21 protein-coding genes and 1 tRNA gene are annotated in these 21,849 nt (G+C 39.3%); 8 read left to right on the top strand and 14 right to left on the bottom strand.

What is annotated here, in order from left to right; all coding sequences use genetic code 11:
• Together HYU69_10695 and HYU69_10690 are read right to left on the bottom strand one after the other, a co-directional pair.
• Positions 1-373, bottom strand: a 373-nt coding sequence (locus HYU69_10695) for a site-specific integrase (GenBank protein ID MBI2270805.1), incomplete at its 3' end; no start/stop codon positions are given.
• 270 nt (positions 374-643) lie between these two features.
• A tRNA-Lys gene (locus HYU69_10690) sits at positions 644-716 on the bottom strand.
• 155 nt (positions 717-871) lie between these two features.
• Between HYU69_10690 and HYU69_10685 the strand changes: the two genes are divergently transcribed.
• From HYU69_10685 to HYU69_10670, 4 genes are read left to right on the top strand one after another with little or no spacing between them, the layout of a single operon-like run.
• A complete protein-coding gene (locus HYU69_10685; GenBank protein MBI2270804.1) occupies positions 872-1,336 on the top strand; it encodes a hypothetical protein in 465 nt (154 codons plus the stop codon).
• A gap of 35 nt (positions 1,337-1,371) precedes the next feature.
• Positions 1,372-2,577: a hypothetical protein gene (locus HYU69_10680; GenBank protein MBI2270803.1), complete on the top strand. Its 1,206-nt coding sequence runs from the start codon at positions 1,372-1,374 to the stop codon at positions 2,575-2,577.
• Entirely contained in the window at positions 2,574-3,383 is an 810-nt protein-coding gene (locus tag HYU69_10675; protein ID MBI2270802.1) for a hypothetical protein, read from the top strand. The genes HYU69_10680 and HYU69_10675 overlap by 4 nt, the downstream gene beginning before the upstream one ends.
• A 27-nt stretch (positions 3,384-3,410) precedes the next feature.
• Positions 3,411-3,944 (top strand): shikimate kinase, encoded by a 534-nt coding sequence (locus tag HYU69_10670; GenBank protein MBI2270801.1) that lies wholly within the window; start codon positions 3,411-3,413, stop codon positions 3,942-3,944.
• Here HYU69_10670 and HYU69_10665 read toward each other — a convergent pair.
• Positions 3,932-4,441 (bottom strand): phosphoribosyltransferase, encoded by a 510-nt coding sequence (locus HYU69_10665; GenBank protein ID MBI2270800.1) that lies wholly within the window; start codon positions 4,439-4,441, stop codon positions 3,932-3,934. The two genes, HYU69_10670 and HYU69_10665, sit on opposite strands and share 13 nt — an antisense overlap.
• Before the next feature lie 490 nt (positions 4,442-4,931).
• On the opposite strand from HYU69_10665, the gene HYU69_10660 reads away from it, so the two are divergent.
• Complete coding sequence (locus HYU69_10660; GenBank protein MBI2270799.1) at positions 4,932-6,956, top strand: tetratricopeptide repeat protein; 2,025 nt, start codon at positions 4,932-4,934, stop codon at positions 6,954-6,956.
• Positions 6,957-7,029: 73 nt separating this feature from the next.
• Here HYU69_10660 and rlmD read toward each other — a convergent pair whose 3' ends face one another.
• On the bottom strand, positions 7,030-8,439 hold the full coding sequence (rlmD, locus tag HYU69_10655; GenBank protein MBI2270798.1) for a 23S rRNA (uracil(1939)-C(5))-methyltransferase RlmD: 1,410 nt from the start codon (positions 8,437-8,439) through the stop codon (positions 7,030-7,032).
• 92 nt (positions 8,440-8,531) lie between these two features.
• Here rlmD and HYU69_10650 point away from each other — a divergent pair, with 92 nt between their 5' ends.
• Entirely contained in the window at positions 8,532-9,965 is a 1,434-nt protein-coding gene (locus tag HYU69_10650; protein ID MBI2270797.1) for a T9SS type A sorting domain-containing protein, read from the top strand.
• 182 nt (positions 9,966-10,147) lie between these two features.
• Positions 10,148-11,368 (top strand): ornithine--oxo-acid transaminase, encoded by a 1,221-nt coding sequence (gene rocD, locus HYU69_10645; GenBank protein ID MBI2270796.1) that lies wholly within the window; start codon positions 10,148-10,150, stop codon positions 11,366-11,368.
• A 15-nt stretch (positions 11,369-11,383) separates the two neighbouring features.
• On the opposite strand, the gene HYU69_10640 is transcribed toward rocD, so the two are convergent.
• From HYU69_10640 to HYU69_10595, 10 genes are all read right to left on the bottom strand, one after another.
• Complete coding sequence (locus HYU69_10640; protein MBI2270795.1) at positions 11,384-11,638, bottom strand: T9SS type A sorting domain-containing protein; 255 nt, start codon at positions 11,636-11,638, stop codon at positions 11,384-11,386.
• A gap of 80 nt (positions 11,639-11,718) precedes the next feature.
• Entirely contained in the window at positions 11,719-13,410 is a 1,692-nt protein-coding gene (locus HYU69_10635; GenBank protein ID MBI2270794.1) for a hypothetical protein, read from the bottom strand.
• 137 nt (positions 13,411-13,547) lie between these two features.
• A complete protein-coding gene (locus tag HYU69_10630) occupies positions 13,548-13,781 on the bottom strand; it encodes a hypothetical protein (GenBank protein ID MBI2270793.1) in 234 nt (77 codons plus the stop codon).
• A 98-nt stretch (positions 13,782-13,879) separates the two neighbouring features.
• Positions 13,880-15,148 carry an asparagine synthetase B gene (locus tag HYU69_10625; GenBank protein ID MBI2270792.1) on the bottom strand — a complete coding sequence of 423 codons (1,269 nt, stop codon included), beginning with the start codon at positions 15,146-15,148 and terminating at the stop codon, positions 13,880-13,882.
• 118 nt (positions 15,149-15,266) lie between these two features.
• Entirely contained in the window at positions 15,267-16,097 is an 831-nt protein-coding gene (locus HYU69_10620) for a hypothetical protein (GenBank protein ID MBI2270791.1), read from the bottom strand.
• A gap of 83 nt (positions 16,098-16,180) precedes the next feature.
• Positions 16,181-17,137, bottom strand: coding sequence for an acetyl-CoA carboxylase carboxyltransferase subunit alpha (locus tag HYU69_10615; protein ID MBI2270790.1), 957 nt, complete (start codon positions 17,135-17,137; stop codon positions 16,181-16,183).
• A gap of 142 nt (positions 17,138-17,279) precedes the next feature.
• A complete protein-coding gene (locus HYU69_10610) occupies positions 17,280-17,543 on the bottom strand; it encodes a hypothetical protein (protein ID MBI2270789.1) in 264 nt (87 codons plus the stop codon).
• A gap of 14 nt (positions 17,544-17,557) precedes the next feature.
• A complete protein-coding gene (locus tag HYU69_10605) occupies positions 17,558-18,154 on the bottom strand; it encodes a sigma-70 family RNA polymerase sigma factor (GenBank protein MBI2270788.1) in 597 nt (198 codons plus the stop codon).
• Between the two features lie 13 nt (positions 18,155-18,167).
• On the bottom strand, positions 18,168-19,766 hold the full coding sequence (gene gldM / locus HYU69_10600; GenBank protein ID MBI2270787.1) for a gliding motility protein GldM: 1,599 nt from the start codon (positions 19,764-19,766) through the stop codon (positions 18,168-18,170).
• A 107-nt stretch (positions 19,767-19,873) separates the two neighbouring features.
• Positions 19,874-21,163 carry an N-acetylmuramoyl-L-alanine amidase gene (locus tag HYU69_10595; protein MBI2270786.1) on the bottom strand — a complete coding sequence of 430 codons (1,290 nt, stop codon included), beginning with the start codon at positions 21,161-21,163 and terminating at the stop codon, positions 19,874-19,876.
• 59 nt (positions 21,164-21,222) lie between these two features.
• Here HYU69_10595 and arfB point away from each other — a divergent pair, with 59 nt between their 5' ends.
• Positions 21,223-21,627 (top strand): aminoacyl-tRNA hydrolase, encoded by a 405-nt coding sequence (arfB, locus tag HYU69_10590; GenBank protein MBI2270785.1) that lies wholly within the window; start codon positions 21,223-21,225, stop codon positions 21,625-21,627.
• Positions 21,628-21,849: the final 222 nt, after the last annotated feature.

Genomic DNA, 21,849 nt, shown 5'->3' with positions numbered 1-21,849 from the left:
TTTCTAGAAATTTTTGGTTGTGGTAATCGAATGCCTGGAGGATCGTCTTGTTATCCTCTTTGATACCCAGGTAAGAATTGGCTACCATTTCCGCAGTAACTTGTTTATTAGTACTTAACAGCATGTTATAATGACGTTCAATACTTCCACGAACGGTTGAAATGTAACTGTTGATCATCCGGGCTTCTTCACTTTTGCCTTCCATTAAGCCGGCCTTGGTGTTCCATTTTTCAAGTTCGATTTTTCTTCCTAATGAAAATTGTGCCCTGCGACTTTCGATTGTAAGGCGAACGTATATTGGCATTTTGCCATCGGCAGACTGCTTGGCTTTGAACAGCCAAAATAGGATTGATAAGTTTTGATTTAGTTTCATGTGTGTTACCTTTTAGGTAACCGAATAGGTTACCGAATTTGTTTGACTTTAATGGTTTATAGTTCGAGTTGTGTCCTCTTAAACCATTGTCAATCAGTCAGTTTTAAAAAATTCGGTTACCAAAGTAGAAAACAAACGTAGGTAACCGAATAGGTAACCTTTCCTTTGAGATATTTTGGTTTTGTTTGGTGGGATAAAAAACAAAACCCGCCTAAAACATAGTTTTTAGGCGGGTTTGCTATCTCTTAAAATCGAAACGGCTCGATTTTGTGATCCCGCTGGGACTCGAACCCAGGACCCTTACATTAAAAGTGTAATGCTCTACCAGCTGAGCTACGGAATCGTTTTTACGAGGCTGCAAATATAGAAGCATTATTGGTTTCTGCAAAACTTATTATCCAGATTGTTTTCAATATCGTCCAGCCACCTTTAGGTTAGATAAAGTGTCAAATATTGGGGATAAAATATTAGACATAAAAGTGCTATACTTGTAGTCCTATGGTTTTTACGGGTATCCTTGAAATAAAGCCCAGGCAGGGTCTTAGCCAGTTGCGCTTTGGTGTAACGAGGAATGAGGCTGAAAAATATTTTGGAAAACCGGAAGCCATAGAGTATATTGATGACATAAAAGACTATAAAAGCATTGTATGGCATTACTGGAAATATGGTTTTTCATTGTTTTTCGACGACCGGCTTCAGAATACATTTAGCTGTGTTGAGATTGATGAAGGTGATGCCTTACTTTGGGGGCAGCCGCTTTTTAAGATGACCGAAAAAAAGATAATAAAACTTTTCAAAGCAAAGAATTTTACAGAAATTGATGCTGAAGAACATGAATGGGGTGAAAAGCGTGTGTCTTTTGATGATGCTATAGTTGATCTGTATTTTGAAAAGGATAAACTTAAATCCGTCAATTATTGTGCACCGCATAATATTCAGGATGTATTATTGTTTCCGAATTGAGAAACTCATCTAAATATTGTTTTGTTTTAATCTCAATGCTGCTACTGACAGTGCCGTTAACTGCCCAGAATAGCTTTTACATTGTTCCCCAATTTGATTTTGGCACGCCGCTGAGTGAGTTTAAAGCCAGCCCGCGTGTTTTAAATACAAAGTTCTGGCGTTCCTATCAAATGCAGGGTGGGATATCTGTAAAATACAGGGTTGCGGAGATCGTTGGTATTGAATTGGGCTTCACTCAAAACCAGCTGTTACTTTCTTATAACGATCAGCAGTTTAGTTCCAGGAATAAAGGTTTTGATACGGAACTAAGGAATAAGGTAAGCTATTATGGGTTGTTTGCCAATATTCACTTTGTGTTCCTGCTTTCCGAAACATCAAGACTATGCTGGACCGGAGGATATGGCATGAATATGATGAAATCAGGCGTGCTTTCGGAATCAAAATTATTTATGAAGAATAATGAAACGGTAAGTGCCAATACCAATTATTTAGCTCAGAATACATGTGTAAACACCGACATTTCTTATGAACACCTCCTGAGAGGAAGAAATACACTTAGTATCGGATTGAAATTTAATCTTGGTCTCGACAATGTTTTAAATGGAGATTATTCCGTGATGCGCGATGGATCAGTGATCGAATCGGAGCAGTTCGCTTCAAAAGGGACTTTTGTAGGATTGAGTATCAAATATGGATTCAGGTTCATATTTGTAGAGAAGCGGGTAAAAAAGCCAAAAGTAAAAGTATCGACCCCTGTTAAGCCGGCGGATACAACGGTAGCAGTGGTTAATCCGGTAATTGTTGATCCGGTAGTGAAAGACCCGATCGTGATAGCAAAAGATGAGAATAAAAATGTTGAAATAGCCGCAGGTAAAATACCAAAGGAAATTGCCGGGCGGGAGGTCAAGCTGATGAAAAAAGTAAGTGTTCGTGTTCCTAAAGTGACTATAAGGGTTTATGACAGCGGAACTGTGGATGGAGATATTGTTTCGCTGAATATGAACGGTAAATGGATATTGGAAAATTACCAGATCCGGAAAACGCCGTATATTTTTACCGCCGAGTTGCAGGAAGGGACAAATATACTTGTACTGCACGCAATGAACCTCGGGTCAATCCCTCCAAATACCGCATCAATATTGATAGACGAAGGAGGAAAGAAACAGCATATGATCAGTTTAAAATCAAGCTTGAGCACCAGCGGAACAGTTGAAATAGATTATAAACCATCAGGCAAATGAGCAGAAAATACGGTATAGCGGCTTTATTGGTCTTATTCATGAGTTTTAATTCCTGCCAGAAAAAGGAAATGAAGCTTACGATCAGCGAATCTGAGTGTAAGGATTTTTCCATTTCAAAACCGTCCGCCGTTCTTACAAGTCCGTCTAGCTGCGGTACATCGGCAGTTACGTATTCATATAAGCTGTCATTTAAGTATAGCGGGAAAAGAGATTGTATAAGTCATGTTATAATTGATTCAAAATTTTACGATAAAAAAATAAATGGTATTTCAGGCGTCTCTGCTTCGTCAAGTATAGATAAATCCAGTCCGACACTGGTAATTGGTACGAGTACAATTGATGTATATTATACATTTACTTTCTCAAGCGTCGCGGACGCGAGTAATTTCTTCCTGGCGACATTGAAGATCCATACAGAGAATGATTATTCAAATAAAAGTAATGAGATCAGTTTGGCGCTGTATAATACATGCCAGGTGCCGGACCCTGTTTCATATTCGGTTGTTAAAACAGTAAATGTTACTTCATCTATTGTATCGATAACGCTTTATGACGATGCCGCGGAGGATGGTGATATTGTTACATTGAACCTGAATGGGAATTGGGTATTAACCAATTACACTATTAAAAAAGCCGGTGAGACATTTAACTTCGGAATAAATAGCGGAAGCAATAGCCTGGTTATTTATGCGGTCAGCCAGGGGTCATCAGGGCCAACAACACTGGGAGTATCAATAAACGGAGGTGCCCAGATAGCTTTGAAGCCGGACTTGCTAAAAGGGCAGGCGATCAATATTGTATTTTAGGTTCTTAAAATTTAATTTTTTTTTCAGATGAGGATCATATTAATAGGTTTTATGGGCTGTGGCAAGACCACTGTTGGAAATGTTTTGGCTGACAGGATGGGGTATGAGTTCCTGGATCTTGATAAGGTTATTGAAACAACCGCGAATAATTCCATTTCAGGTATATTTAAAACACATGGAGAAGAGGAGTTTAGAAAGCTGGAACATGAGGCGCTACAGGTAGCTTTAGGTAAAGATAATTGTGTAATAGCCACGGGAGGAGGTACACCTTGTTTTTTTGACAATATGGAAATGATCAATAAAAGCAGCGTTTCTGTTTATTTAAAAATGAGTGTTGACAGTTTATTTGAGCGGCTTGAAACAGAACAAACTCAGCGCCCGTTGATCGGAAATTTTAATGATAAAGAGTTAAAGAAATTTATTTCGGAATTGTTACTGAAACGCGAACCTTATTACAATAAAGCCAATTATAAAGTAAAGGCAAAAAATATACAGATAGGCGCATTAGCTGATTTCATAAGGCAGGAATGCCTTTCGACCACTGATGCTCACATTAAATAAACAGCTTCTTTCCCGCTTTTAGCAAGCTCAACAGAAATATGTTCCTGTAATGTTGTCGCTAGTGATAAGCCAACAAAATCCGCTTTTATGGGGTAGCGGTTGTGGTTGCGGTCAACCAATACCGCTGTGGTGATACGTTTTACAGGCACATTTAAGAATGGGGCAAGGCCATACACCAATGTTTTACCGGAGTTAAGTACATCATCAACAAGGATCACCACTTTGCCTGAGAATTCTTTGGGTTTTATGCTCAACTTCACTTCATCCTGCAGAGGATTGTCTTTGTTCACTGTTATTTCCACCAATGTTATTTTAATTTTAGCGATCTCTTCCAGCTTTTTGGCAAGTCGTTGGGCAAGAATATAACCTTTTGGAGCAATGCCCGCCATAATAATTTCTTTCTCTTCGAAATTATTTTCATAAATCTGGTAAGCGATGCGGTCTGTTTTTTGCCGGATCTGGTCAGCGTTCAGTATAAGTGTTTTTGTCTCAGTCATTGTACCAAAAGTAAAAAATAAGATTGATAAATTTGTCAGAACAGCTATTTAAAATTCAAGTGTCAGGGCTTAAGTCTCATTATGAATTTAATCCCAACCTTGAGGCCGGGACTTTACTGTGAGCGGGATAAATTTCCGTATAGATGTGTTTAAGGGTCAGAAGTCCGAAGTCCGAAGCCGGAAGTCTTCCAGCCTCGGACTTTTTCAAAATGCTACAATTTATCCTGTTTAATGTACAATAAATAACCAGATATGCAGGCTTTAGCCTTGAAATTAGAAATTATACGAAATAAGATTATATGAAATTTCAAGAAAAATATTTGGTGAAAATTTAGAGCTTTCGTGCTTTGGTGGCGAAAATCCATTTGCCACTAAAGCTCCAAAACACAAAAGTCCACGAAAAAATCTTTATTCGATATAAACTCTATTTTTGATTTAATAACTTTTACCAAGTAGCTACAAGTTTTAGTATTTTAGTGGAGTCAAACAAATGGCTAAACAAGACGTAAATAAGGCACAGGGAAGCAAGTCTGCAGTTAAAGTCTCTATGCGGGAGCCCGATAAGAAACAATTGTTTATCATGGCACTTATTGTGGCTGTGCTTGGCTTTATGCTGTATTCAAATACCTTTCATCACCTCTATGTGCTGGATGATTATCCAACCATTAAGGAGAACAAACTCACCAAAAAGGGCTTAGCGGGTATACCGGAAATAGTAAAAAATTCATATTGGTATGGTAATGATGGTAAGAATGATATGTTCTATCGTCCCTTATCGGTAGTAATGTTTGCTGTTGAGTGGGAGTTCTGGCCCGATAATCCTATGGCCGGCCACGTTATTAACGTAATACTTTATGCGCTAACAGGTTTCTTGTTGTTTTTTACTTTGCGAAAATTATTTATCGGTCAAAGTGTGTTGCTTCCTTTTGCCGCGAGTTTATTGTTCATTGCACATCCATTGCACACCGAAGTGGTAGCCAACATTAAAAGCCGCGATGAGATCATGACTTTCTTGTTTTTTCTTAGTTCAATATATACTCTGTTGGATTATGCGCGTAAAGGAACTGTTTTAAGTCTGGTTGTTTCGCTCATTTCCTTTTTTCTCGCTTTAACATCCAAAGAATCGGCTATTATATTTTTATTTGTCTTTCCACTGGCGCTGTTTTATTACACCGACCTGACTATTAAAAAGAATGCGATAACAATGGCCTGGTTCGTGGCAGTTGCGTCTGTATATATGATCATCAGGGCTTCAGTTCTGGATAATCAATTATTGGGTGATGTTGTTTCGATTATTGATAATACCGTGGTTAAATGTGATTACCCGCATCGTTTTGCCACGGCAATGGTCATTATCGGTACTTATATTAAGTTGCTTATATTCCCTCATCCTCTTGTGTATGATTATTCTTATGCCACTTTCAAGATCGTAGGTTTGGATAATATATGGGCACTATTATCCATACTTATCTATGCCGGCATCGGCTATTACATGCTGAAGAATTTTTTAAAGAAGGATACTATAGTTTTTAGTCTTGTTGTATATATTCTGCCGGTCATACTTGTGTCTAACATTTTTTTCTTAACTCGTTCTACCGCTGCCGAACGTATGCTCTATCTGCCTTCGCTTGGTTTTGTGATCATATTGGTAATACTGCTCGCCCGGTTTTTGAAAACCGATATTATCAAGTCGAATTTCAGCAACGTTTCGTCTTTGATCAAAAATAATGCGAAGTTGTTTGGTGTAATAGGTGTGCTACTTTTGGCCTATTCGTATAAAAGTTATACCCGGGCGGCAGTGTGGAAAAATAACATGTCTTTATTTAAAACCGATCTTGAATACATTCCCAACAGTGCCCGCGCGCAATACAGTTATGCCAATGACCTGACTCAAAATCTTGTAAAAGATTCCATCAGAACGGCTGCGGAACAGGAGAAAGCGTATAATGAAGCTATGACAGGTCTGAACAAGGCGTTGCAGATACATGAAGGTTATTTTGAACCTTATTTTGCCCTGGGCCAGCTTGCCTCATACAAAAAGGATTATGTGAAGTCAATTGAACTTTACAAGAAAGCAATGTCGTATAACAGGGAATACCACTTTTTGTATAATAACATTGGTAATAATTATTTCAGACTTAATCAATTTGATACGGCCATGAAGTACCTGAACATTGCCATTACCATGCACCCCGATTATGCGGAGGCATACAGCAATATTGGTTCGGTTTATTTTACACGCGGTATGCAGAAGGAGGCGATTGAATCATATAATAAAGCCATTGAATATGACCCTAAATATTATGACGCGTACAAAAATATGGGCAGCGCTTATGGTATTTTGAAAGACTATAACAAGGCGATGGAGTATTTTTTTAAAGCTATGAAGATAAAAAGCAATGATCCTGACCTGTATACCTTCATTGGCATGACCTACGGCTTTATGGGCGATGCCGCCAATGCGAAAACCTATAATGATAAAGCGGCTGAACTAAGGCAGGCGAGGGGGAATTAAGTTTCAGGTTAGAAAAAGTTTCAGGTTTCAAGTTGGCGACTCAATTTTTTTTAACCTGAAACCTGAAACCTTTTCAAACCCTTTCTAATAAAACAACATTCTCCACATGATGCGTCTGCGGAAACATATCGACAGGTTGTATTTTAGTAACCTTGTATTTTTCACAAAGCAGGATCAGGTCGCGGGCCTGGGTAGCAGGGTTGCAGCTTACATAAACGATTCTATCCGGGTTTATTTCTAAAATTTTTTTCACTACATCTTCGTGCATGCCATTGCGCGGCGGATCGGTTATGATCACATCCGGCTGGCCATGTTCTTTTACAAACTCTTTATTTAATACATCTTTTATGTCGCCTGCGTAAAATGAGGTATTACTTATGTTATTCAGCCGAGAATTTATTTTCGCGTCTTCAATAGCGTCTAGTATATATTCAATACCAACAACCTTCTTTGCGTGCTTAGCTATAAAATTGGCAATGGTTCCTGTGCCTGTGTAAAGGTCATAAACGACTTCGTTACCTGTGAGTTCTGCATAGTCGCGGGTAATCTTATACAATGTATAAGCCTGTTCTGAGTTTGTCTGGTAAAATGATTTCGGACTGATCCTGAATTTAAGTCCTTCCATTTCTTCAATGATGTGATCTTTTTTGTGATAAGCCTTTATCAGCTGATCATTTATAGTATCGTTCATTTTAAGATTTACAGTGTACATCAGCGCTGTTGTATTCGGGAACTGTTCATTTAAAAAGGAAAGAACTTTTTCAATACCTGCATCATCCTGTTCACCAAAGCAAACAATGACCATTAATTCCCCGGTGGAAGTGGTGCGAATGATGAGGTTGCGGAGCAATCCTTTATGTTCTCGTATATCATAAAATGTAAAATCGTTTTTTAGGGCGAACGCTTTTAATGCTAAACGAATACTGTTGGATGGTTCTGCCTGCAAATAACAGTTGTTGATGTCCAATATCTTGTCAAACATTTTAGGGATATGAAATCCAAGCGCATTACGATTATCAAACGCTTTACCCGATTTAACTTCTTCATCCGTAAGCCACATTTTGTTTGAAAATGTGAACTCGAGTTTGTTCCGGTAATATTTTTGGCCAGGTGATCCTATAATAGGGCTTATGCCAGGCAGATCCATTTTACCGATGCGCTGAAGATTGTCCGCCACCTGTTTTTGTTTGTAATGCAATTGCCATTCGTACTTCATGTTTTGCCATTTGCAGCCTCCGCACACGCCAAAGTGTTCGCAAAAAGCATCGCTTCGTTTGTCGGAATAGGAATGAAACATAACTACCTTTCCCTCCGCGTAATTTTTCTTTTTCCGTGTCAGTTGAACATCAACAACGTCGCCTGGTACGGCGCCATCAACAAATACAACCATTTCATTCACTTTTGCAACGGCTTGCCCTTCGGCCCCGGCATCAATAATGGAAACGGATTCAAGAACAGGTAAATTTTTTCGTTTTATCTGCATAGAGGCCAAAGTTAGGATATTTCACCTTCTGACCTTTTAATGGGAGAAATTCATTAAATTTAACCATTAAGGAACTGTTAAAATCAGCTAAAATGAAGGTACCCGCTACCTTATTATTTTCGGTATTGTTTTTCGCTGCATCAGCCAAAACATGGCAGGTTGGTGCCGGTAAAACATATACAAAACCGAGTGCTGTTTCTTCACTTGTTCAAAACGGGGATACAGTTGAGATCGATGCAGGAACGTATGTAGGTGATGTAGCAAACTGGATAAAGAATAATCTTGTTTTGAAAGGAGTGGGCGGTATGGCTCACCTCTATGCAAATAATACTGCGTATGGACGAAAAGGCATTTGGTTAATTACAGGGACGAATATAAAGATTGAAAATATAGAGTTTTCGCACTGCCATGATGTTGCCGGCCTTGACCTGAACTGGGCAGGCATACGTATGCAGGGAACGGATCTCACTGTAAAGAATTGTTATTTCCATGATAATGATAATGGCATATTAGGTGGAGGCAGTACATCAAATAGTAATGTAGTGATCAGCTATACCGAATTCAGTCACAATGGTTATGGCGATGGTTATTCACATAACTTATACATCAGCAATATTGACTCCTTAATATTTATGCATAATTATTCGCATCATGCTTCCATCGGACATGAATTAAAAAGTCGTGCGTACGTGAATCATATTTTGTACAACCGGATAATGAATGAAAGTACCGGAGATGCAAGCCGCGAAATAGACCTTCCTAACGGAGGTACAACAATTATTATGGGCAACCTGATAGAGCAGGGAGCCAATACAAGTAACAGCAACTTAATCGGCTATGGCCTGGAGGGACTGAGTAATCCTGCAGCACATGAGGTTTATTTGATCAATAATACAATTGTAAATGATCGGTCAGCGGGAACTTTTGTGCAGGTAGCTTCGGGTACAGCAAAATACAAGGCGTACAATAATATATTTGCCGGGCCGGGCGCTCTTTTAAGCGGTACCGCTGCCATTATTGATACAATGAAGAACTGGCGCGTGACTTCTGTTGCAAACACAGGACTCGTAAATGCGACCGGATATGATTATCATTTGCTTTCAACATCTCGGGCTATAAATAAAGGTGCTGCGGCAGGTATCGCTGCGAATGGTTATAGTTTAACTCCCTTGTTTGAATACAAGCATCCTGCAAATAAATCGGGTCGTGCAAGTGTTGGCACGATCGATATCGGCGCGTATGAATACGGCAACCTGACCGGACTTGAAAGTATTCCTTATTCTTCTCCGGTTGAGTTTTATGTATATACTGATGCGTATGACAACAGCCTTAATTTATTTTTCACCAACCTGCAGGCTGATAAAGATGTTACAATTTATGACATGACGGGAAAGCTGGTTGCTAAACGTGAAAGAGTTGCCTCGTCAAAAATAAGTTTTGACAGATCATCACTTGCTCGCGGTATATATGTGGTGCAGGTTAATGCAGGGGAATATTTTATAGCTAAGAAGTTTGTTGTACAATAAATTGGTATTCTTCAGGAAACAATGAAAAATTTCCTGATGGCTTTTGGTGGGATTTTGTGTTTTTGTGCTTTAGTGGCAAAAGTGCTATTTTGCTAAAATACAAAAGCGCCAAAGTTCACTAAATAGCAAACTAAGGCTGATGAGTAATTACATAAATTTGCAATAAGATCATGGAAATAATTATGGGACAAAGGTCAAGATCACAAACGGCAATCGAATTAGAAGATAAATATGGCGCCCATAATTATCATCCGATACCGGTAGTGCTTGAGCGTGGCGAAGGTGTTTATGTATGGGATGTGGATGGGAAAAAGTATTTTGATTTTCTGTCATCGTATTCTGCCGTTAACCAGGGGCATTGCCACCCACGCATAATTAATGCCCTGGTCGCTCAGGCAAAAAAGCTAACACTTACTTCGCGCGCGTTTTATAATGATGTGTTGGGGGAGTATGAAAAATTTATCACCGGTTATTTTGGGTATAATAAGGTGCTGCCCATGAATACCGGTGCCGAAGGCATTGAAACGGCATTGAAGCTTGTACGTAAATGGGGATATGAGAAGAAGGGCATTGCTGCAAATGAAGTAAAGATAATTGTGTGCGAAGGTAATTTTCATGGCCGTACCATTTCAATTATTTCGGCAAGTACCGATCCTGATTCGCGTAATAATTATGGTCCGTATACCCCCGGTTTTGTTACGATACCTTATAATAATGTTGCTGCACTGGAAGAAGCGTTAAAAGATGCAACAGTAGCAGGCTTTTTAGTGGAGCCTATACAGGGTGAAGCCGGAGTAGTAGTGCCTGACGAGGGTTATTTGACAAAATGTTTTGAGCTGTGCAAAAAGGCCAACGTGTTATTTGTTGCGGATGAAATTCAAACAGGTATTGCGCGCACAGGTAAACGCTTGGCCTGTGATCATGAAAATGTGCGGCCGGATGTGCTGGTGCTTGGTAAAGCTTTATCGGGCGGGACTTATCCTGTATCGGCTGTATTGGCCGACGATGAAATAATGTTGTGCATTAAACCCGGCCAGCATGGTTCAACTTACGGTGGGAATCCTATAGCAGCGCGAATTTCTATCGTTGCTATGCAGGTTGTGGAAGATGAGCGTTTGGCCGAGAATGCACAGCGTTTAGGAACTTTATTAAGGAAAGAATTAAGTGAGATAAAATCAGATATGATAACCGCGGTGCGGGGTAAAGGCTTGCTCAATGCCATTGTTATTAAACCCAAAAATGCTAAAACAGCCTGGGATGTTTGCCTCGCTTTAAAAGATAATGGTCTGCTTGCCAAGCCAACTCATGGTGATATTATTCGTTTTGCGCCTCCTCTTGTTATTACTGAAGAGCAGATGATGGAATGTGTGGGGATTATTAAAAAAACGTTGGCGCAGTTTTAATCACAGAACAGATATTCAATTGGTACAAACAACTATTTTTTTAATAGCTATAAGATCATTGTTGGCGTAAATATTTAAAAAATAAACACCATTCGGTAAATTAGAAATATTGATTTGATTTGAATATGACATTTCCTCTGCTTTGTTTCCCAATAAGTCATAAATAAGAATTTTATTTAACTGTTTATTCGTTGATTCTATATTAAGAATTGAATTAACTGGATTTGGAAAGATCCTAAAATCATTTTCATTTTTCCAATTGTTATCCATTTTAGTTGATGAGACAATATTTGTAATATAGGCTCCATAACCCAGCGTTCCTGCATATATATTACCTAAACTATCTGCTTCTATACATCACTCACACTGCGATAAACACCCATCGTGCCTCCGGCATAAACAATATTGGGGTTAAAAAAGTCTGGTAGAATAGCAAATATAGTTTTACCATTCAAATTTGTACTGACATAATTCCAGGTAACACCATCATCAATGCTTTTAAGGATGCCATTTGCAAATGAACCTGCAAAAATTATTTTTGGATTAGACGAAAGTATTGCCAATGACAATATCGCATTTGAAAATGTATTTAAAGGAGCCCAATTTACTCCGGCATCTATACTTTTATAAACGCCAGTCCAGGTACCCGCATATATAATATTGGTTGAAACGGGGTGGATACTGATTGACGTAACATTGTTGAGTCCTAGTAGGGTGAAGTCGTTTCCTCCGTTTGCGCTTTTGTAAATCCCCAGCTTGTTTCCTGCATAAATAATATTTTTATTTTGATGATTAATTTTGATAGTACTAATTTCTACAGTTGTATCAAGTCCCTTGCCAACTGGTATCCATGTTAATCCGGAATTAGTACTTTTTAGAAGTTTGTTATTTGGCTTTCCTGAAAAGAATCCATAATCAACTTTAGAAGCAAATAAGGTATCGGTTGAGCCGGGAACTGGAACAATTTTATTTATCCATAAATCATTTAACCCAATACTATTCCAACTCGTTCCATTCCATTTTCTGACACTGGCGGAATTATTTCCTTGTTCATTATAAAGTGCTGCAAACACTCCGCCATTCGTATGATGTAGGTCGGTTATGTAATGACATTTAAACCCGGTGTTTGCATCTTGCCAGGTACTTGCACCATCTGTGCTTTTCCAAATTCCTTGACCTTGCTGCCCTGCAAAAACAATATTTGAATTTGTTGGATGTACTGTAACATCCCAAATGCGGGTTGAGGTTAAACCCGAATTCATCAGGCCACTCCATGTTAAGCCAGCATCCGTACTTTTGAAAATATCTTTGTCTAAAGAGCCAACATAAATAATGTTATTGTCACTTTTAGAAATATTTAATCCGAAAAATAGTCCCTCAGTAACACCAATATTAATATTCATTGCATTCCAGGTAGTTCCATAATCACTGCTTTTATAAACGCTATCCTGAGCGGCTGCAAAAATTATATTTGGAGTGCTATTGCAAACTGCAATTTTCCAAATATGTTTATTTGCCAGGCCAGCCAAATACCAGCTGGTGCCACCGTTTAAACTGGCATATAAACCATTTCCATTTCCAAAAACTCCGTAAGCTCCGGCATACATAGCATTTGGCGATGAAGGATTAAATGCGATAGTTTGAATACTCATGTTATCAATCAAATTAGTGATAATCTTATTCCAGGTAAAACCCCCATCAGTGCTTTTCCAAATACCTTCACCATGCTGGTCAGTTTGATAGCCAGGCCAGTAGCCTGCGGCAGCATAAACTATATCGGGATTGGAAGGACTAACGGCAATTTGCGATATAGCAGGCCATTTCAAAACTGTTTGCCATGATATACCCCCATCAATACTTAAACGTATTCCAACACTATCTGCTTCATTCATCATACTGCCTGCATAAATTGTATCAGGCCGGGTGGGATTAATTTCAAAACACCATGCATTGTACGAACCATAACTGCTTAAGTTTTCCCAGGTATTACCACTATCCACACTTTTATAAAGGCTGCCATGGGTATCTCCACTTGCATACATTATGGATGTTTGTTTTGGATGAAATGCTATATGATCAGTCCACCCACCTTGAGGGCCAATAGATGACCATGGTTGCGAAAATAGATTTGCACACCATATGAAAATTGTCAGCAGAATTATTGAAAGTTTATACCTCATTATCTAGTGCCTTTAAACGAAAGAAACATCTCATTAAACCTTTCGATCACTTTTGTAATAAAATCTTCAGTAAGCATTTTATCTATCGTGTCAATTCCACCCACTTCTGTTTGAGCTATTTTAAAAACCTGTTCCATATTACCTGCTTCAAACTTAATGATGTATTTATCATTCATCTGAAAAATGGTGGTGGTAATTTTTGGATGTTTATTTAAGTTCCCGACTATGCGCATTGTTATTAGTTTAATTGGATGATCCGTATCAGGTAATCAGTTGAATCTGACCGATAACCGATTACATATTTTACCGATTACCATTTCTTGATTCATACCTAAGTCTTTTGCTTTTTTTTCTTCGCCGCTGGAAATAAAATATTATTAAGGATAAGCCTATAGCCTGCTGAGTTGGGATGAAGATTAAGGTCGGTTGGAGGGTCCTCAACACGGTGCTGGTAATCTTCAGGATCATGGCCCCCGTAAAAAGTGAACATGCCTTTGCCGTACTCACCATGAATGTAGCGCGCTTCATTTGCCGCTTTGTTCTCACCCATTATAAGTATGTTTGGTTTTACAAAGCTTTTATCAAACGCTACACTTTGTCCCCAAAAACCTTTTATAAGTGTTTCGTGGTTCTGACAAAGCATGGTTGGTACCTGGTCCCATTTGGCGGAATAATCGAACAGGGTAAAGAAATCATTCTTTTGATTTACGCCATATCTTGTGGCACGTATCCCATACGTGTCAATATTCGATTTGGCATACTCCCCGGGGTTTGTATTTAATTTAAAATTTGTGAACGCGAAACATTTTGTGTAATCGAGTTTGCTGTTCATTGCCGGATCGGCCGGGTCGCCATCAAACATGCTTTCGCAGATGTCAACGCCTTCGGCTGCCAAAGCGATATCGTACGAGTCGGGTGCTGAACACATGGCAAACAGAAATCCGCCGCCTGCAGTAAAGTCACGTATTTTTTGAGCCACGGCCAGTTTCATCATCGAAACTTTACTGAAGCCCAATGCTTTTGCGCTTGATTCAAGTGAACGGACCTGGTCCTGGTACCAGGGAGCAAAGCGGTACATCGACCAGAACCGGCCATACTGACCTGTGAAATCTTCATGGTGCAGATGCAGCCAATCGTAAAGAGGAAGTTTTCCCATCACAATATCTTCATCATAAACAACGTCGTAAGGAATTTCGGCATAGGTTAAAACGAGTGTTACTGCATCGTCCCAGGGTTGTTTTGTTTTTGGCGAGTAAACGGCCACCTTGGGTGCTTTCTCCAGTTTTACGGCATCCATATTCACTTCCGGGTTAGCTATTTCCTGTAATATGCCGGTTGATTGCACATCGGCGATCACTTCATAACTAACACCGCGAATAACACATTCGCTTTCAAACTGCTTATCGAATTTGAACATAAAACTACCGCCGCGATAATTCAATAGCCATTGTACTTCTGTTTCATGCTTTAATATCCAATATGCGATCCCATAAGCCTTAAGATGGTTCTTCTGCGTATTGTCCATTGGAATTAATATCTGGCTCGCTTTGGTCGTGCAGAAAATGAATAGCAAAAAAAGTATGGAGATTATCCGTTTCATTTGTTTGTCTAAGGTACTAAAAATGCTTTGGTTGAATTAATGTGGATACATCAAAAAGCTTGCTAAATAAAAAAGGCCCTGTATTATCAGAGCCTTTTAATTTTCAAAAATATACGATTTATCCGGTGATTTTACTTCTCACAGGCGCTATGGCTGCTTTAATTTGAGCTAACTCATTCGGGCCCAACTTCGGATTACCGGCAGCGCCTTGCATTATTGGAGCCAGGGGCTTCAACTCTTCCAGCATTTTGGCGCAATCAGCATCCTTTTTATATTGTGTCAACAGGTCAATTACATATTGATAGGCAAACACCTGGTCATAAACACTCCTGTATGCGTTATTTGTCTTTGTATCGCGTGGTTTGCCTGCGATAACTTCACAAGCTACATGCAAACCTTCAATCCATCCGCCAGCAATGATAAGAGCTGTAACTGCAACCCGGTCATTCGACTTAAGGTTCCGTTCCGCTTTACCATATGCTTCATCAATCACATCCATTAGGGTATCTTCCTTACCTATGAACTTGGTAACTTCTTTTCCAAATTCTTCATTAAAAGCACTTTCAACACCAACAGTTTTTGCCAGTTTGGCAACCTGCGCCACATACTCCAACACATCCTGCGATTGTCCGTAACCCGCAACGTACCCAAAATCAGCACCATACACGCCAAGGTTAGCAGCCGCCTGGAACTTTGTTGAATATCCGCCGGATTTGCTGCTTGGATTAAGAACGCCTTTGTTATATGAATAACCCGCTTTTGATATTTGTTTTGATAGTAAGATGGGTGAAGGAATACTTGCACGGATGAGACTCATGTCTGTACGCACTTCACTGCTTAGCGTATCAGTTGTTTCCTGGTAATCTTTAACTGTTTCTTCCTTAGCTCCGCACGATGCAAATATTACAGCCACGGACAATTGAGCAATCACACTGATCTTTTTTAACATGTTGTTTAAGGGGTTTAAATAAATTATACGTGCAAATTTAAAAATAAAACCATACCCTTCGCAGGTTCCGGAGTATTATTATTCTAGCCTTCAACTACCACGCCCATAGAGCAGAATTTATCTATCCGCTGCTTGATCCGTTCATCGGGTTTCATTTGTTTCAGGTCGGCGATATGTTTTAGAATTTCGGTTTTAACAATAGAGAACATTTCTGCAGGGGAGGTATGTGCCCCGCCAATAGGCTCACGGATGATCCCATCAATAAGTTTCTGGCCCATCATATCATCGGCGGTAAGTTTAAGGCCTATCGCGGCCTTTTCTTTAAAGTCCCAACTGCGCCAAAGTATTGAGGAACACGATTCAGGTGATATAACTGAATACCAGGTGTTTTCAAGCATCAGTACCCGGTCGCCAACTCCAATGCCAAGGGCTCCGCCCGAAGCACCTTCCCCGATAATGATACAAATGATAGGTACCCGCAATTTTGACATTTCAAACAGGTTTCGGGCAATAGCTTCTCCCTGTCCCCGCTCTTCAGCCTCCAATCCGGGATATGCTCCGGGGGTATCAATAAAAGTAACAACAGGCTTATTGAATTTTTCGGCCATTTTCATCAGCCGCAAAGCTTTACGATAACCTTCAGGATTTGGCATTCCAAAATTGCGATATTGACGTGTTTTGGTATTGGTTCCTTTTTGCTGACCAATGAACATAACTGTTTGTCCGTTAACAGAACCGAAACCGCCCACCATGGCCTTATCATCTTTTACTGTTCGGTCGCCATGCAATTCAATGAAATTGCCTTCTGTGATAGCTTCGATATAGGCTAAAGTATAAGGCCTTTCAGGATGGCGTGATGCCTGTACTCTTTGCCAGGGGGTAAGATTCTTATATACTTCAGTACGCTGCTCAACAATTTTTTTATCGAGTTCCTGTAAAGTTTTGGAAATATCAACCCCACTTTTAGCCGCCGCTTGTTTCATTTTCTCCTGTTGTTCTATGAGTTCAGCTATTGGCTTTTCAAAATCAAGATATGTCATTTTTTACCTTTATGGTTTAAGAATACTAATGTAATAATTTTTTTGAGGTTTCTGGTTTCAAGTTTCAGGTGAAATAGGGTAAGTACGACTATTGAAATGATTTAAACCACCTGAAACCTGAAACTTTTTTAAACCTGAAACCTTATTTAGTTTGCTCTTTCTTCTGTTGCTCAATTGGTTGTGGATGTTTTTTCTCGTCCAGAAGTTCTGCAATAAGGTAAACAAGAAGGGCAAGTATGAGTATGATAAGAAATGTTTTACGGTTTTTGTAATAGGTCAAAGGGGTTTTGTAAAGTGGTTTTGTGGCCAGCTCATGTTTGTACAAAAGCTTTTTAAAGTCTTTATGCTTATTGATCTGCTCGTCGCCGGGTTCAGGTTGGTCAATATTGAATTTTATTTTTTTCATTACACTTTGCAAAATTACTTTTTCTTTTTCAGAATGATCTGTTTAAGTTTATCTAAAATCCTGTACACTTTTACTTTGGCATTACTTTCGCTGATTCCCAATAATCGCGCCACTTCATTGAATGAACGGCTTTCAAAATACCGCAATTCAATGATCTGCACTGCATCGTCCGGTAATTCGGCTATGCAGTCCATTAACAGTTTATCTGTTTCGGCTGTTGATTCGAGTTCTGCTTCAACAGCAATGGAATTTATTTTTGTTGTATCAATACTTATCACGCGTTGTGCATTGGTCTTCCTGAAAAACATATTTATTTCGTTGAACGCGATTCTGAATAGCCATGCAGAAAAAGGCAGGCCCCTGTGCTCATATTTTTTTATGTTGATGAGCGCCCGGAGGAATACCTGTGAAGCAAGATCGGAAGTAAAGTCCTCGTTACCGGTCCTCCTGAAAATAAATATATAGATGGGTTTATAATATTTATCGTACAAAGGTTGAAACTGCGCAGGATCAAGTTTTGCAGCATTTACCTGTCTGAGTTCCTGCTCAATATCGGCGGCAGTTTGATGGTATTTTGCCGCCTGTTGATGACCTTTGTCTTCTGTATTCATTCGAATTCGTGTGCTAATATAACTGAATCATCATTTCATTTAACGGCTGTATATTATTATCACCTCCCAAAGCTTTAATATCAGTGACGAAAATTTTATCATTCCTATTCAGTCTATCAAAAACATTTTTCATATCCGGGGTAAATTTATTTGTGTTTGATGCGAATTCAAATAGTTGCCCCGACTTGTAACCAATTATTTTGAATGATTTAATCGTGCATTTAGCGGCAAAATCAAAATTAGGATCATATTTGGCGCTTAAGACTTCCTGTACACGTAATTCTCCCAGTTTCATCCTTCCTCCATTTGCCACGCTGCCACATTGTGGATAAGGTTTAGGTAAAGGTTTTACCCTATAATCAATACTTCCCATATTCCGCTTTTCGCCGTTTTCGAGTGTCGCAGTAACAGAAATAACAGCTTTTTTTCCGTTTACACCTGTAACTATGTATTTGCCATTACCCAAAGCTTTTAAATTGCCAGTGCTAATGCTGGGAGTAATACGTTCATTCGGAATTCCCGGAACTGCTATGGTAATAGGGTTTTCAACCCCCATGTAAAACACATTCATTTTGTCCGCCGAAACATTGATGGCGGGTCGGGCTACTACATATTCCGATTGAAAGGGGTAAGTAATGCTTTTGCCGCTGGATGATTTCAGTGAGATGGTGCCACCCCATTTGAAAATTCCTTCACGCAATGTTTTGCTTACATATTTTCCAATACCCTGACTAACGGGAAGGGTGTCATGCTTATCTGCTTCAGCCGGATCATTTATATTTATTTCGTGCGCAAGCACATTTGGCTTTTGTGTTTTGCTGAAGGCGGCGATGAATACATCAGCTTTGTAATCTTCACCAAGTAAAACGTAGTTGCTTTGCGGAATCACTTTTGGAGCAATGGTGTCGAATTTTACAATGTCATTGTCGAATTGTTTCAACAGGTAATCAACGGTGACGGATTCAGCATTCTTTACATCATTTTGCAATTTGGAAAGGATAGTAATGGCTGCGGCCACCGGCGTATCATAAAAATTGTAAAGTTCCCAATTCTCATTTGTTTCAGAATGTTTAGGGTCTTCGATCACCATGCCAATATCTACTTTGTTTTTATCCTTTGGGTCAATAAAAGATGTCAGCAGTGATTTATAAGTGAGTAATTTGTTTTTAAGTTCGCGTGAGTATCCTCTTGATCCGTCTTCCGATTCACCGATCATGAGGTGAGTGGTAATGGTATTATCGTCCTTATTTTTCACAAATGCCAGTTGGAGCGTATCGGCCACAGAAGCTTCAATGCCTTCAGTTTTCATAACAATCTCTTTTTTCAATTTTGTTATGTATTCATCCAGTGCCTTTGATTGCTTTTTTACTTCTTCTGCTTTTTTCCAGTTGGGTGTAACCCTTATGGGGTCTATGCTTTTGGCAAGGTCGAAATCTGCGTAAAGTTTATCGTTGCGTACAGTAAAGTTACCTGTTGTTTTTCCGAGGCTTTCATTTACAACTACGAACGCATTAAGTATTTCTTTCGATACATTCAAAGCGAGCAGGGCGGTGAGCACCAAATACATCATCCCGATCATTTTTTGGCGCGGGGTTTCTTTTCCTGAAGCCATGGCATTTAAGTTTTAAGGGTTTCTTAAACTTCATAATGCAGTGGGTAGAGAAAAGATACAGCTCTTGAAAAATATTTATGGAAGGTGATAAATTTGAAACAGCGGAGTTATCTGGAATTCTTCACATAATTCCTTACCGCTTCATAATAGGCATTAGCAACCTGCTGAACTCTTTTGGAAGTTGGAATTCCGTTAACAGTGATTTCATTTTTAGATAGCAGCAATAGTTCCTTTGCATTATCCTGGTAAAGTGTTTCGCCGTAAACCACTGTGCCATGAACCATACGGGTCAAGGTCAGATTTCTGCAAAATACCCCTGGCTTTTCGGTCGGCAAACAATATTGTTTTAAATAATCCGCATCGGCGGTCTTGGCTGTAGGAACAGTCAGGTTTTTTTCAAAGCTTTTAATAAAGTAAGAAGAGAAGTTGACCGACTTTTCCAAATCATCACAAAGAAGGAAACGCAAAAATTCGGCACGGAACAATGGTTTCTCCATTTCATCCTTCATAAAGCTGCCTCCGACAAATGTCATGTTGAAATTTTTATTGGTAGGTTTTTTCCAATCGGTATTTTTTTCGTCTACGTTGTAATGTATAATGATCGTAAAGTCAGGAAGAAATGAATTTATTTTTCTTGCACGTTCTTTGGTTTCGAGATTGGTGAATAGCTTTCGGAAAATAGCGGTAGTGTCACTTTTGGTGAGGAATAGTTGTTTTTCTTCCTCGGTAATATCTTTATTCACTATTGCGGAATCAATGGCCGCTTTGAGTGAAGATTGCATCCATTGTTCAAATGAAACACCAAAAGCGTTTTCGCCCGGTTGATTGCGTGTGAGCATAACAGTAGCGCCTGCTTTTTCAAGCTGCTCTTTGAGAAGCATGGCGGTCGCGAACGTCAGCTGCGCTTCAATAAGCTGAACATCCTGTTTTATACCGGTTTTGGGATCGGCCTTCATGTCGATGAATTTTTTCTCCATTTTTGCCTGCTTAATGGTATTGGCTATATGGCCCGGATCAATAGCTATACGTAATCCTTTCAATGAACTATCGGCCGGCATATTTTTTTTGGGTAAGCTGGCATTGTCGTACATATCATTGTCTTTTTTTTCATTCAACAGCGCAATGATCTCTTCAAACGGAAAGTTCCCGAATAAAAACTTCAACCAGTTTATTTCACCCCAATATACTTTGTACTCGAAAATGTGTTTTGCCTTGTTTTCGGGGGAACTATACATGCTGATACCGGTACTGTCAATTGCATAATATCCATCAAGCGCGTTTTCTTTATCAAGGTAGCGCTTGATCTTTTCACGATATTGCTGGGGTGAAGAATTATTTTGCCCCTGAATAATGCAGGCGGAGAAAATAGAAATGGCGAAACATAGTTTTTTAATCATGGCTCAAATGTAAAGAAATGTAAAGATTGTATTGTAAATTTGTAAAAAAAATATCACCAATGGGCATTCCTCATTTTAACCTCGATTCAGAGCTTGAATTTAAAACGAGCAGGAGCGGAGGTAAGGGTGGACAAAATGTAAACAAAGTATCTACGAAAGTGGAGTTGAACTTCGATGTGCATAAGTCGGTACTGCTGAATGATATTCAAAAGCACACAATATTTAATTCGCTCAGGAGCAGGATAAATAAGGAAGGGATATTACAGCTTGTTATTCAGTCAAGCCGATCACAGTTTCAGAATAAGGAGCTGGCCATTGAAAAATTTTACGAGCTTATCCGGAAATGTTTTGAGGTTCAGAAAAAGCGGGTTCCAACAAAGCCCAAAAGGTCGGCAAAAGAAAAAAGATTAAAAGGGAAAAAGATACATTCTGAAAAAAAGGCACTGCGCAGGAAGGGTTTTTAAAAATTAAACGTAGAGAGCACAGAGGTTTGGCAGAGGGCCACGGAGAAAAACAACTCTGTGGCCCTCTGCGCTTTTGTTCTTTGCGAACGTTGCGGTTATTCAAATAATACCTCGAGGCTCTGCCTCGGGGTGTGCGTGAGCTAAAGCATTACATTTGCATTATGAGTGAACATATTCATAAGCGTCATAATAAAAGTTTGCTGTTGTATCACATGGTTTCTC

It is taken from the genome of Bacteroidota bacterium (assembly GCA_016183775.1).
Taxonomy (GTDB): Bacteria; Bacteroidota; Bacteroidia; order JABDFU01; family JABDFU01; genus JABDFU01.
The sequence above is the reverse complement of the archived record's forward strand: the minus strand, read 5'-3'. Positions and strand labels throughout refer to the sequence as shown.